This is a genomic window from Curtobacterium sp. NPDC087082 (assembly GCF_044745045.1).
In the GTDB taxonomy this organism is placed as follows: Bacteria; Actinomycetota; Actinomycetes; order Actinomycetales; family Microbacteriaceae; genus Curtobacterium.
Genome location: NZ_JBIUZN010000006.1, coordinates 1 through 12385, shown reverse-complemented (window position 1 = coordinate 12385; position 12385 = coordinate 1). Strand labels below are relative to the sequence as shown.

The window sequence follows — 12385 nt, the reverse complement described above, 5'->3', positions numbered from 1 at the left end:
ATGGCCGGGCACCGCATCTTCGGCACGCCGTTCGCGGCGGTGTACCCGCACTACCTCGCGAAGGTGGAGCGCAAGGGGCACACCAAGGCCGAGCTCGACGCGGTGATCGAGTGGCTCACGGGGTTCGACGACGCCGCGCTCGAGAAGCACCTCGCCGATGAGACCACGTTCGAGGACTTCTTCGCGGCCGCGCACCTCCATCCGAAGGCACCGCTCATCACCGGCGTGATCTGCGGCGTCCGGATCGAGGAACTCGACGACCCGCTCATGCGGCAGATCCGGTACCTGGACAAGCTCGTCGACGAGGTCGCGAAGGGCCGTCCGATGTCGAAGGTGCTCCGGACCGCGTGAACACCGTGGCGGGCGGTCCGGACGCCGGCACCCTGGGTGCCTTCGGCGTGGGCGACCAGCGGCTCGAACGGCTCGCGGGCGGGCGCGGGCTGACCTGGCGCGCCGGCGACGTCGTCCTCCGACCGCACGACGGCGCGACGGTGACGGACTGGCGGGCGGGCGTCCTCGCCGAGCTGGCGCACACCTCGACGTTCCGCACACCTCGACCCGTCCGGACGGTCGACGGACCCTGGCGCGCCGGCGCATGGGAGGCCTGGGAGTGGCTGCCCGGCCGCGCCGACGAGACCCGGGTCGCCGACGTCATCCGCGTCGGGAACGCCTTCCACCGAGCGATCGCACACCTCGACCGCCCCGCGTTCCTCGCCCCGTCCACGCCGCGCCCCGAGGACCCGTGGAGCCGCGCCGACCGGATGGCCTGGGGAGCAGCGCGCCTGCCGGACGACCCCACGCTCGACCGCCTCGCCGCGGCCTTCCGGCCCGTCCGAGCACGGTCGCAGCTCGTCCACGGCGACCTGCTCGGCAACGTCCTCTTCGCCGATGCCGCCGATGCCGCCGTCCCCGCCGTCCCTGCCGTCCCTGCCGTCATCGACTGGCCGCCGTCCTGGCGACCTGCCGGGTTCGGTGCCGCCGTCGCCGCAGTCGACGCGGTGTGCTGGCACGGCGTCCCGGTCGCGCAGCTCGGCGCGCTCGGTGCCGACGTCGCGGAGTGGGACCAACTGCTCGTCCGCGCGCTCGCGTTCCGCATCGCGACGCTCCACCTGCTCGGCGCCTGGGACGCGGCAGCCGCCGCTCGACACCGCCCCGTCGTCGACGCGCTCGCCTGACGACGCGGGCCCCGGGCCCCGTCAGCGCGGGCCAGGAGGCGCGGTGCCGGTCCGCCACCGACCTCCCGCCCGCGCTCGGTAGGCTTGACCACCTGATGATGCAGCGAATCGACCTCCGTGGCGGCCTCCCCGCCCGTGCCGAACTCCTCCGACTCATGCCGCGCGCCGCCGGTGACGTCTCGCACGCGGTGGACGCCGCCCGCGAGCTCGTCGACGCCGTCCGCGAGCACGGGGCGTCGGCGCTGCACGATCAGGCCGAACGGTTCGACGGGGGAGCGCCCGAGCACGTGCGGGTCCCCGCTGCCGAGATCGCCGCGGCCGTCGCCGGCCTCACGCCGGAGCTCCGGGAAGCGCTCGACGAGGCCATCCGCCGGGTCCGGGCAGCGAGTGCGGCGCAGGTGCCCGCCGCGTCCGTGACCACCCTGGCCGACGGCGCCGAGGTGCACCAGCGGTGGCAGCCGATGCGCCGCGTGGGCCTCTACGTGCCCGGTGGCAAGGCGGTGTACCCGTCGAGCGTCGTCATGAACGTCGTCCCCGCCCAGGTCGCCGGCGTGCGGTCGATCGCGCTCGTGTCGCCCCCGCAGCGTGACCACGGGGGAGCGGTGCACCCGACGATCCTGGCGGCGGCCGGCCTGCTCGGCATCGACGAGGTCTACGCCATGGGCGGCGCCGGAGCCGTCGGTGCGCTGGCGTACGGCGTCCCGTCGATCGGCCTCGAGCCCGTCGACCTCGTCACGGGTCCCGGCAACAACTACGTCGCGGCGGCCAAGCGCCTCGTGCGCGGTGTCGTCGGCATCGACGCCGAGGCCGGCGCGACGGAGATCCTCGTGATCGCCGACGACACCGCGGACCCCGGGTACGTGGCCGCCGACCTCATCAGCCAGGCCGAGCACGACGAGCAGGCCGGCAGCGTGCTGGTGACGACGTCGGCGGCGTTCGCCGACGCGGTGGAGGCGGCCATCCCGGAACGTGCTGCGCGTGTCGGGACCGCGTCGCGCCTCCAGGTCGCCCTGGACGGACCGCAGTCCGCGATCGTGCTCGTGGACTCGCTCGCCGACGCGGCGACCGTGAGCAACGCCTACGGGCCGGAGCACCTCGAGATCCAGACCACCGACGACGACGCGGTCCTCGCTGACATCGACGCCGCGGGCGCGGTGTTCGTCGGGCCGAGCACGCCGGTCAGCCTCGGCGACTACCTGGCCGGGTCGAACCACGTCCTGCCGACCGGCGGGCAGGCGCGCTTCGGCTCCGGGCTGTCCGCGTCGACGTTCCTCCGCGCGCAGCAGGTCATCCGCTACTCGCCCGAGGCCCTGGCCGAGGTCGCGCCGCACATCGTCGCCCTCGCGACCGAGGAGCAGCTCCCCGCGCACGGCGCCGCCGTGACGGAGCGCACGAACCGGTAGCCTGGGGTCGACATGTTCTGCCCCTTCTGCCGCCACCCGGACTCCCGCGTCGTCGACTCCCGGACGAGCGACGACGGAACCTCCATCCGTCGCCGTCGTCAGTGCCCGAACTGCGGCCGCCGTTTCTCGACCACCGAGACCGCTTCGCTCAACGTGGTGAAGCGCAACGGGGTGACCGAGCCGTTCAGCCGCGACAAGATCGTGTCCGGCGTGCGCAAGGCCTGCCAAGGACGCCCGGTGACCGACGGCGACCTGGCGATCCTCGCGCAGCGCGTCGAGGAGACCGTGCGGTCCTCGGGGTCGAGCCAGATCGACGCGAACGACATCGGGCTCGCGATCCTCGCGCCGCTCCGCGAGCTCGACGAGGTCGCCTACCTCCGGTTCGCGAGCGTCTACCAGGCCTTCGACTCGCTCGAGGACTTCGAGGACGCCATCGGCCAGCTCCGCCGCGACCACCACGGCGCGGCCGACCCGGTCGCCGGCTCGTCCCCGGCCGGGGCCGGCGCGTGAGCGGCATCGCAGAACGGATCGTCCGCGGCGGGTACTCCGTCGTGTTCCGCTCGGTGTTCGCCAACATGGACCCCGAGCGCGCGCACCACATCGCGTTCGCGGTGATCAAGTGGCTGCCGCACGTGCCCGTCGTCGGACGGCTCGTCGAGCGCTACTCGCGGCCCTCCGCCGCCGACGGCGTGACGACCATGGGGATCCACTTCCCGTCGCGCTTCGGCCTGGCCGCCGGGTTCGACAAGGACGCCCGGGGGATCGCCGGACTCGGTGTCCTCGGGTTCGGGCACGTCGAGGTCGGCACCATCACCGCCAAGCCGCAGCCCGGCAACGAGCGCCCGCGGCTCTTCCGGCTCATCCCCGACCGCGCCCTCATCAACCGCATGGGCTTCAACAACCACGGTGCCGCCGCAGCAGCACGTCGGTTGGAGCGTGCCCGCCGCAACCCCGGGCGGCCCGTCATCGGCGTGAACATCGGCAAGAGCCGGGTCGTCGCCGTCGAGGACGCCGTCGACGACTACCTCGAGTCGACGCGCAGGCTCGCGCCGTTCGCGGACTACCTCGCGGTCAACGTCAGCTCGCCGAACACGCCCGGGCTGCGCGGTCTGCAGGAGCTCGACCAGCTCCGACCGCTGCTCACCGCCGTGCGCGACGCCGCCGGCAGGGTGCCGGTGCTGGTGAAGATCGCGCCGGACCTCACGGACGAGCAGATCGACGCGATCGCCGGGCTCGCCGTCTCCCTCGGGCTGGCCGGTGTCATCGCGAACAACACCACGATCTCCCGCTCGGGACTCCGCACGCCGGCGGCGGACGTCGAGGCGATGGGTGCCGGGGGACTGTCCGGCGCACCGGTCGCGGCTCGGTCGCTCGAGGTCCTGCGGCGGGTCCGCGCCGCGGTGCCGTCGGACTTCTGCGTCATCGCGGTCGGCGGCGTCACGACCGAGCAGGACGTGCAGGACCGCATCGACGCCGGGGCGACCCTGGTGCAGGGCTACACGGCGTTCCTCTACGAGGGGCCGACCTGGGCGACGCGGATCAACCGGCTCCGGCGGCGGCGGTTGGGGCGCGCGGCGCGCTGACGTCGCGTGCGCGTCGCCGGGCGTGCGCGCTGGCGTCGCGTGCGCGTCGCCGAGCGGGCGCGCTGACGTCGCGTGCGCGTCGTCGAGCGGGCGCACTGACGTCGCGTGCGCGTCGTCCAGCGGGCGAAATACGTCACGCTCGACGCGTCGTGGCGGTGCGTTCTGCCCGCTCGGCGAGTCGTACGCGGCGAGTCGTGACCGGTCGGGGTCGCGCGTCCGGGTCTGCGGGTCCGCCGCCGGGTCCAGGTGTCCGTCGTCGGGTCCGGGTGTCCGTCGTCGAGGTCGCACGACACGCCGCGTGTGCTGTGGCCAGGTCGCGCAATGCGCCGTCGCGAGCGCCGCGGAGCGGCACTTCCCGCGACCTCGCCGACGCGTACCGGGCGGGTCGTATGCCCGCGTCGCGCACCTGACGGACGGGAGGCGCGGGTCGGGCCCGCACCGCGCCTCCCGTCCGGTGGGTGGTCGGCGGGCGGGCCGGCGAGCGGGCGGGACTCGCCGCTCGCGTTCGACGAGCGGGCGGAATGTGCCGTGCGGAGCCCGCGAGCGTGACGGATACTGCCCGCTCGGCGGGGGCGGCGGGGCCGGCGGGGGACGGGGGCCGGGCCGCGCGCCGGGAACGACGCAGCGCCGCCCGGCGGACCGGACGGCGCTGCGGTGGGGAGCGATCAGACGGTGGGGTACTGCCCGCGCTTGACCTGCGGCTTCGGCAGGCGCAGGAAGCGCAGCTGCCACGCCCGCGTGAGGATGTAGAGGAACGTCCCGCGCTGCATCGAGCCGAACTTGGCCGTCAGCTTCTTGCGGAACGACAGCCACAGCACGATGCAGTCGAGCACGAAGAGCGCCACGAACGCCCACACGAGCAGCAGCGAGTACGACGCGATCACGGTCTGCGACGCGGCGAACCCGACGATGAGGAACAGCACGAGCACCGGCATCATGATCTCGCCGACGTTCCAGCGGGCGTCGATCCAGTCGCGCACGAACTTGCGCTGCTCGCCCTTGTCCTTCGCGGGGAGGTAGCGTTCCTCGCCGTTGGCCATGCCGACGCGGGCCTTCTCACGCTCGTTCGTGAGCCGTGCACGAGCCGCCTTCTTGTCCTCGGCGGAGCCGCCGACGATGGGACGGCGGTTCGCCGCCTCGCGCTCGCGACGGGTCGGCGTCGGACGGCCCTTCCCCTGTTCGAGGAGCTCGGCCTCGGACGGGTTGACGGTCGTGTTGGTCTTGGGGGCTGCCTTCGCCACGATGCGTTCCTGACTGCGGTCTGCGTGCTGGATCGTCCTCTAGATTACGGGACATGACCGACACCGACCAGCACGCCGCCGCCACCGACCCCGCACTCCTCGACGCCCTCCGCGAACACGTGCAGGGTTCGCTGCCCTCGACGATCGCCGACCTGTCCGACCTGGTGCGGATCCCGTCGGTGTCGTGGTCGGCGTTCGACGAGTCGAACGTGCTCGCGAGCGCCCGTGCCGTGGCGGACCTGGCCCGGAGCACCGGCGTCTTCACGGACGACCAGGTCGAGATCATCCGGTCGGCGATCAGTGACGCCGACCCGCTCGAGCTCGGTCAGCCCGCGGTCCTGGCGGTCCGCCCGGCCCGCAACGGCAAGCCGACCGTGATGCTCTACGCCCACCACGACGTCCAGCCGCAGGGCGACGACGCGCTCTGGGAGACCCCGCCGTTCGAGCCGACCCTGCGTGGCGACCGCTTGTACGGCCGCGGTGCCTCGGACGACAAGGCCGGCGTGATGACCCACATCGCGTCGCTCCGGGCGCTGCACGCGCAGTTCGGCGACGACCTGGAGCTCGGCGTCGTCCTGTTCATCGAGGGCGAGGAGGAGTTCGGCTCCCGGTCGTTCCGGACGTTCCTCCGCGAGCAGCAGGAGCACCTCGCGGCCGACGTCATCGTCGTCGCGGACAGCGACAACTGGTCGACCGAGGTCCCGTCGATCACCGTCTCCCTGCGCGGCAACGTCACCTTCAAGCTGACCCTGACGACCCTCGAGCACGCGAGCCACAGCGGCATGTTCGGGGGAGCGGCGCCGGACGCCATGATCCCGATGGTCCGCTTGCTCGCCTCGCTGCACGACGACGACGGCGCCGTCGCGGTCGAGGGCCTCTCGTCGTACGAGGCCGACGTGCCCGAGCGCACCGAGGAGCAGCTCGCCGCCGACGCGGCACTGCTCCCGGGGGTGCGTCCCGTCGGCCGTGGCGACGTGCTGTCGCGGATGTGGTTCCAGCCGTCGATCACCGTGACGGGCATGGACGTCCCGAGCGTCGCGAACGCGTCGAACACCCTGCTGCCGACGGTCTCCGCGCGGGTCTCGGTGCGGGTCGCGCCGGGGCAGGCCGCGACGGACGCGTACGCCGCGGTCGAGCGGCACCTGCGGGCGCACGTGCCGTTCGGCGCCCGGATGGAGATCAGCGAGCCGGACGCCGGCGACGGGTTCCTCGTGGACACCGCCGGCTGGGCCGTCCAGGAAGCGCGGACCGCGATGTCCGAGGGCTGGGGCGAGTCGCCCGTCGAGCAGGGCATCGGCGGCTCGATCCCGTTCGTCTCGGACCTCGCCGCCCAGTTCCCGGAGGCGCAGATCCTCGTGACCGGCGTCGAGGACCCGGACACCCGCGCGCACAGCCCGAACGAGTCGCAGCACCTCGGCGTCCTGCACCGCGCCATCGCATCGGAGACGATCCTGCTCGCGCGTCTCGCGACTCGCGGCTGACGGTGCTTACAATCGGTCCAAGCGCGGTGAACGACACCGCACGGAGGGAGACGCGCGGATGAGCGACACCATCACCGACCACGCACCGACGACCGAGGCGCCGTCGCACGGCGTCCTGCTCAGCGACGCGGCCGCGGCGAAGGTGGCGAGCCTCCTCGAACAGGAAGGCCGCGACGACCTCCGCCTGCGTCTCGCCGTCCAGCCCGGCGGGTGCTCCGGCCTGATCTACCAGCTCTACTTCGACGAGCGCCTGCTCGACGGCGACGCCACGGCCGAGTTCGGCGACGGCGTCGAGGTCGTCGTCGACAAGATGAGCGTCCCGTACCTCGACGGCGCCTCGATCGACTTCGAGGACACCATCCAGAAGCAGGGCTTCACGATCGACAACCCCAACGCGCAGGGCAGCTGCGCGTGCGGTGACAGCTTCCACTGATCTCCGTCGACCCGACACGAGCGGGGAGTGACCGACACGGTCGCTCCCCGCTCGTTCGTTCCCGGGCGTGGCATCCCGCACGACCAGGGAAAACCCGCCCGGACGGAGTGCGGATCGCGGCCCGAGGTGTGTCGCGTGTGCGCGAGCGGTCCCGAGCTGCGAGTAAGCTAGGAGTGTTCCAACCAAGCTGGGAGCGAGCCATGCGCGACCTTCACGTCGCGGCCTGCTCCGGTTTCACGTTCTTCCGAGAGGTAACAGTGCGTTCGAATCGCCGTATACGTTGGGCGGCCGTCCCGGTGGCCGTCGGTCTGGTCATCGCACTGGCTGGTTGCACGCAGCAGCAGCTGAACGGATGGCTCCCCGGCACGGAGGAGACGAAGGACGTCACCAACCACACGAGCCGTATCGTCGGCCTGTGGACCACCAGCTGGGTCGTGCTGCTCGCGGTCGGTCTGATCGTGTGGGGCCTCATCATCTGGGCAGCGATCGTCTACCGCCGCCGCAAGGGCCAGACCGGCCTGCCGGTGCAGATGCGCTACAACATGCCGCTCGAGATCTTCTACACGATCGTGCCGCTGATACTCGTGCTCGGCTTCTTCGCCTTCACCGCCAAGGACCAGGCCGCGATCGAGCAGCCGTTCAAGAACGCCGACGCGACGATCCACGTCTACGGCAAGCGCTGGGCGTGGGACTTCAACTACATCAACGAGGACGACAAGTCCAAGAGCGTCTACTACCAGGGCATCCAGGCCCAGGAAGAAGAGAACGCCAACGGCGCGATCGACGAGTCGCAGCTCCCGACCCTCTACCTGCCCAAGGGCAAGAAGGTCCACATCGAGCTCTCGTCCCGCGACGTCGACCACTCGTTCTGGATCATCGACTTCCTCTACAAGAAGGACATGCTCCCGGGCAAGACGAACGACGAGTACTTCATCCCGCAGAAGCTCGGTACCTACCAGGGCAAGTGCGCGGAGCTGTGCGGTGAGTACCACTCGCTCATGCTCTTCCAGGTGAAGGTCGTCACCCCGGCCGAGTACCAGAAGTACCTCGACTCGCTCGAGGAGCAGGGCAAGGTCGGTCTGCTCGGCAACGAGTACAACACCAACACGAACGAACCCAACGACAAGACGCCCGTCACGGCGTCGAGCGACAACAAGTAGGGGCTCCGTCAGATGACCACGTCACTCGTCGGCCAGCCGGCTGCAGGGACCACGACACTGGACTTCCAGGCGTCGAAGGTCGGCCGGAAGGGCAACATCATCGTCCGGTGGATCACCTCCACGGACCACAAGACCATCGGGTACATGTACCTGATCGCCTCGTTCATCTTCTTCCTGCTCGCGGGTGTGATGGCGCTCGTCATCCGTGCCCAGCTCTTCGAGCCCGGCCTGCACGTGGTCGCGACGAAGGAGCAGTACAACCAGCTCTTCACGATGCACGGCACGATCATGCTGCTGATGTTCGCGACCCCGCTCTTCTCGGGCTTCGCGAACGCGATCATGCCGCTGCAGATCGGTGCGCCGGACGTCGCCTTCCCGCGTCTGAACGGGTTCGCCTTCTGGCTCTACCTGTTCGGCTCGCTCATCGCCGTCGGCGGCTTCCTCACCCCGCAGGGCGCCGCGTCGTTCGGGTGGTTCGCCTACGCGCCACTGAGTGACACGACGTTCACACCAGGGCTCGGTGGCACCCTCTGGGTCTTCGGCCTCGGCATGACCGGCTTCTCGACGATCCTCGGTGCGGTGAACTTCATCACCACGATCATCACGATGCGTGCCCCGGGTCTGACCATGTTCCGCATGTCGATCTTCACGTGGAACACCCTCGTGACCGCGCTGCTCGTGCTGATGGCCTTCCCGGTCCTCGCCGCCGCGCTGTTCGGCCTCGGTCTCGACCGCGTGTTCGACGCGCAGATCTTCAACCCGGCGAACGGCGGAGCCCTGCTCTGGCAGCACCTCTTCTGGTTCTTCGGCCACCCCGAGGTGTACATCATCGCGCTGCCGTTCTTCGGCATCGTCTCCGAGGTCTTCCCGGTGTTCAGCCGCAAGCCGATCTTCGGGTACAAGACCCTCGTCTACGCGACCATCGCCATCGCGGCCCTCTCGGTCACGGTGTGGGCGCACCACATGTACGTCACCGGTGGCGTCCTGCTCCCGTGGTTCTCGCTCATGACGATGCTCATCGCGGTCCCGACCGGCGTGAAGATCTTCAACTGGGTCGGCACGATGTGGCGCGGTTCGGTCACGTTCGAGACGCCACTGCTCTGGGCCGTCGGCTTCCTCATCACCTTCACGTTCGGTGGTCTCACCGGTGTGATCCTGGCGTCGCCGCCGCTCGACTTCCACGTGTCCGACTCGTACTTCGTCGTCGCGCACTTCCACTACGTGGTCTTCGGAACCGTCGTGTTCGCGATGTTCTCCGGCTTCTACTTCTGGTGGCCGAAGTGGACGGGCAAGATGCTCAACGAGCGTCTCGGCAAGATCCACTTCTGGCTCCTGTTCATCGGCTTCCACACGACGTTCCTCATCCAGCACTGGCTGGGCGTCATCGGCATGCCGCGTCGCTACGCGACCTACCTGCCGAACGACGGGTTCACCTGGATGAACCAGCTGTCGACGATCGGCTCGATGATCCTCGCGATCTCGTTCCTGCCGTTCATCTTCAACGTCTACGTGACTGCCCGGAACGCGCCGAAGGTCGCCGTGAACGACCCGTGGGGCTACGGCCGCTCGCTCGAGTGGGCGACCAGCTGCCCGCCGCCGCGGCACAACTTCACGTCGATCCCGCGCATCCGTTCGGAGTCGCCGGCGTTCGACCTCAACCACCCCGAAGCGGGTGTGCCGATCGGTGTGGGTCCGGCCAAGGACGCCCCCGACGCTCCGACCTACGACGCCGCGAAGGGCGAGGTGAAGTAAGGCGATGCGCGCCAACACCAACCTGTTCTGGATCCTCTTCGGGTTCTTCATCCTCGCGGACGCCGCGTACACCATCTGGTCGCTGCTCTACTACGGTCATCCGGAGTGGGTCGGCACGGTGGCCATCGGCCTCACCGGGATCATGTCCGCGTTCATCGCGTTCTACCTCGGCAAGGTCATGTCCTCCCAGGGCGGCGTCCTCCCCGAGGACCGCCCCGACGCCAACATCGAGGACGGCGACGCCGAGCTCGGGCACTTCAGCCCGTGGTCGTGGTGGCCCATCCTGCTCGCGGGTGCCACGGCGCTCTGCTTCCTCGGTGTCGCAGCCGGGCTGTGGATCGTCCCGATCGGGCTCGCCTGCGTGGCGATCACCCTCGTCGGCTGGGTCTACGAGTACTACCGCGGCAACTTCGGTCACTGACCTGGACCTCCAGCGCACCTGACTTCGGGCGGCACCACACCGGTGCCGCCCGAAGTGCGTCCAGCACCACACCGGAACCGCAGCACGACCTCCGGAACGCAGACACACGAACGAACCTGCTCGTCCGGGAATCAACCGGTCCGCCCACGGCTTGGCCTCAAGCGGACCACCCCCACCACAGCGAAAGGAGTCACCTCCGGTGACCGACAAGCGCACTCTCATCATCTTCGGCGCGACGGGCGACCTCGCCTCCCGCCTGCTGCTGCCGGGCCTCGGCACGTTCCTGCAGAGCGGTCGAGCGGTGCCCGTCCAGCTCATCGGCACGGGCCGCAGCGCCCGCAGCGAGGAGCAGTGGAAGGACGTCGTCACGAAGTCCTTCGCGTCGCAGGACGTGAAGGGCCCGGAGGTCGACGCCACCCTCGCGTCGACGCAGTTCATCCAGGGTGACCCGACCGACCCCGAGCACCTCAAGGCACTCTTCGCCGCGGCCGACGCTGACGCCGAGCCGATCCTCTACTTCGCGCTCCCGCCGCAGATCGCCTCCGACATCTGCGAGGCGCTCCAGCAGGTCGAGCTGCCCGAGGGCACGACCCTCGCGTTCGAGAAGCCCTTCGGCACGGACGTCGCCAGCGCGAAGGCCCTCAACGAGACGGTCCTCAAGCTCGTCCCCGAGGAGCGCGTGCACCGCACCGACCACTTCCTCGGTCGCACCACGGTCCTCAACATCATCGGTCTGCGCTTCGCGAACCGTCTGTTCGAGCCGATCTGGAACGCCGACAACATCGAGAAGGTCGACATCTTCTACGACGAGACCCTCGGTCTCGAGAACCGCGCCCAGTACTACGACGAGGCCGGCGCGATGGTCGACATGATCCAGTCGCACCTGCTGCAGATCCTCGGCATCGTGACGATGGACGCCCCCGCGGACATCGACGCCGTCGAGTTCCGCTCGTCCCTGGCCCGGGTGCTCCGTTCGACCGAGCTCAAGGGCGGCGACCCGAAGATCGCGTCGCGTCGTGCGGTCTACACGGCCGGCACCATCGACGGCAAGGAACTGCCGTCGTACCAGGACGAGGACGGCGTCGACAAGTCGCGCGGCACCGAGACGCTCGCCGAGATCTCGGTCGAGGTGGACACCGCCCGCTGGAAGGGCGTGCCGTTCACGCTCCGTTCCGGCAAGGCACTCGGCAACAGCCGCAAGGAGGTGCTGATCACCTTCAAGCCCGTGACGCGCCTGCCCTCCGGCCTGTCCGGTCGGCCGAAGACGGACACGCTCCGCATCGTGCTCAACCCCGACGAGATCGAGCTGACGGTGTCGGCCAACGGCGGTGGCAACCCGTTCGAGATGGGCCAGGTCACCCTGTCGTCGTCCTTCGCGGACGGCGAGCTCACCCCCTACGGCGAGGTCCTCAACGGGATCTTCCACGACGACCCGCTGCTCTCGATCCGCGGTGACGTGGCCGAGCGCTGCTGGGAGATCGTCGAGCCGGTCGTCGACGCCTGGAAGGCGGACGAGGTCCCGCTCGAGGAGTACCGCGCGGGGTCGCGCGGCCCGGCGGACTGGGAGTCCTCGTCCTGACGGACGCGACGGTGACGCCCTGATCGGGCGGTGACGACGGACGGGAGGCGGGGGGGCCCCCGGGCCCCCCCCCCCCCCCCCGCGGGGGGGCCCCCCCCCCCCCCCCGCGGGGGGGGCCGCCCCCCCCCCCCCCCCCCGGCCCCCCCCGGGGGCGCCC

Annotated in this window: 12 protein-coding genes; 11 read left to right on the top strand and 1 reads right to left on the bottom strand. The window is 70.5% G+C overall.

Annotation, left to right across the window (positions count from 1 at the left end; all coding sequences use genetic code 11):
* The 5 genes from ACIPEP_RS15905 to ACIPEP_RS15885 all read left to right on the top strand — a co-directional run bounded on the left by ACIPEP_RS15905 (position 1) and on the right by ACIPEP_RS15885 (position 4161).
* Positions 1–351, top strand: a complete 351-nt coding sequence (locus ACIPEP_RS15905) for a DUF2200 domain-containing protein (RefSeq protein WP_402717805.1) — start codon at positions 1–3, stop codon at positions 349–351.
* Entirely contained in the window at positions 348–1175 is an 828-nt protein-coding gene (locus ACIPEP_RS15900) for a hypothetical protein (protein ID WP_402717804.1), read from the top strand. The genes ACIPEP_RS15905 and ACIPEP_RS15900 overlap by 4 nt, the downstream gene beginning before the upstream one ends.
* A gap of 95 nt (positions 1176–1270) precedes the next feature.
* On the top strand, positions 1271–2578 hold the full coding sequence (gene hisD / locus ACIPEP_RS15895) for a histidinol dehydrogenase (protein ID WP_402717803.1): 1308 nt from the start codon (positions 1271–1273) through the stop codon (positions 2576–2578).
* A 12-nt stretch (positions 2579–2590) separates the two neighbouring features.
* Positions 2591–3088: a transcriptional regulator NrdR gene (gene nrdR / locus ACIPEP_RS15890; protein WP_070418661.1), complete on the top strand. Its 498-nt coding sequence runs from the start codon at positions 2591–2593 to the stop codon at positions 3086–3088.
* Complete coding sequence (locus ACIPEP_RS15885) at positions 3085–4161, top strand: quinone-dependent dihydroorotate dehydrogenase (protein WP_402717802.1); 1077 nt, start codon at positions 3085–3087, stop codon at positions 4159–4161. Before nrdR ends, ACIPEP_RS15885 begins: the two co-directional genes overlap by 4 nt.
* Positions 4162–4826: 665 nt before the next feature.
* Here ACIPEP_RS15885 and ACIPEP_RS15880 read toward each other — a convergent pair.
* Positions 4827–5402 (bottom strand): DUF3043 domain-containing protein, encoded by a 576-nt coding sequence (locus tag ACIPEP_RS15880; RefSeq protein ID WP_070418662.1) that lies wholly within the window; start codon positions 5400–5402, stop codon positions 4827–4829.
* 53 nt (positions 5403–5455) lie between these two features.
* Here ACIPEP_RS15880 and ACIPEP_RS15875 point away from each other — a divergent pair, with 53 nt between their 5' ends.
* The 6 genes from ACIPEP_RS15875 (at position 5456) to ACIPEP_RS15850 (ending at position 12228) form a co-directional block, all read left to right on the top strand.
* Positions 5456–6883, top strand: a complete 1428-nt coding sequence (locus ACIPEP_RS15875) for a dipeptidase (RefSeq protein ID WP_402717801.1) — start codon at positions 5456–5458, stop codon at positions 6881–6883.
* A 58-nt stretch (positions 6884–6941) separates the two neighbouring features.
* Complete coding sequence (locus ACIPEP_RS15870) at positions 6942–7316, top strand: iron-sulfur cluster assembly accessory protein (protein WP_092387612.1); 375 nt, start codon at positions 6942–6944, stop codon at positions 7314–7316.
* Between the two features lie 257 nt (positions 7317–7573).
* Positions 7574–8476, top strand: coding sequence for a cytochrome c oxidase subunit II (gene coxB / locus ACIPEP_RS15865; protein WP_070418664.1), 903 nt, complete (start codon positions 7574–7576; stop codon positions 8474–8476).
* 12 nt (positions 8477–8488) lie between these two features.
* A complete protein-coding gene (gene ctaD / locus ACIPEP_RS15860) occupies positions 8489–10228 on the top strand; it encodes a cytochrome c oxidase subunit I (RefSeq protein ID WP_070418665.1) in 1740 nt (579 codons plus the stop codon).
* A gap of 4 nt (positions 10229–10232) precedes the next feature.
* The gene (locus ACIPEP_RS15855) at positions 10233–10649 is read left to right on the top strand and encodes a cytochrome c oxidase subunit 4 (RefSeq protein ID WP_070418666.1); all 417 of its coding nucleotides are present in this window, start codon (positions 10233–10235) and stop codon (positions 10647–10649) included.
* A gap of 199 nt (positions 10650–10848) precedes the next feature.
* Positions 10849–12228: a glucose-6-phosphate dehydrogenase gene (locus ACIPEP_RS15850; RefSeq protein ID WP_070418667.1), complete on the top strand. Its 1380-nt coding sequence runs from the start codon at positions 10849–10851 to the stop codon at positions 12226–12228.
* Positions 12229–12385 lie beyond the last annotated feature (157 nt).

Bases quoted from the DNA above. Each gene is read 5' to 3' on its own strand.
- ACIPEP_RS15875 (WP_402717801.1), top strand. From the start codon at position 5,456: ATGACCGACACCGACCAGCACGCCGCCGCCACCGACCCCGCACTCCTC.
- ACIPEP_RS15905 (WP_402717805.1), top strand. From the start codon at position 1: ATGGCCGGGCACCGCATCTTCGGCACGCCGTTCGCGGCGGTGTACCCG.
- hisD (WP_402717803.1), top strand. From the start codon at position 1,271: ATGATGCAGCGAATCGACCTCCGTGGCGGCCTCCCCGCCCGTGCCGAA.
- ACIPEP_RS15855 (WP_070418666.1), top strand. From the start codon at position 10,233: ATGCGCGCCAACACCAACCTGTTCTGGATCCTCTTCGGGTTCTTCATC.
- nrdR (WP_070418661.1), top strand. From the start codon at position 2,591: ATGTTCTGCCCCTTCTGCCGCCACCCGGACTCCCGCGTCGTCGACTCC.
- ctaD (WP_070418665.1), top strand. From the start codon at position 8,489: ATGACCACGTCACTCGTCGGCCAGCCGGCTGCAGGGACCACGACACTG.
- ACIPEP_RS15870 (WP_092387612.1), top strand. From the start codon at position 6,942: ATGAGCGACACCATCACCGACCACGCACCGACGACCGAGGCGCCGTCG.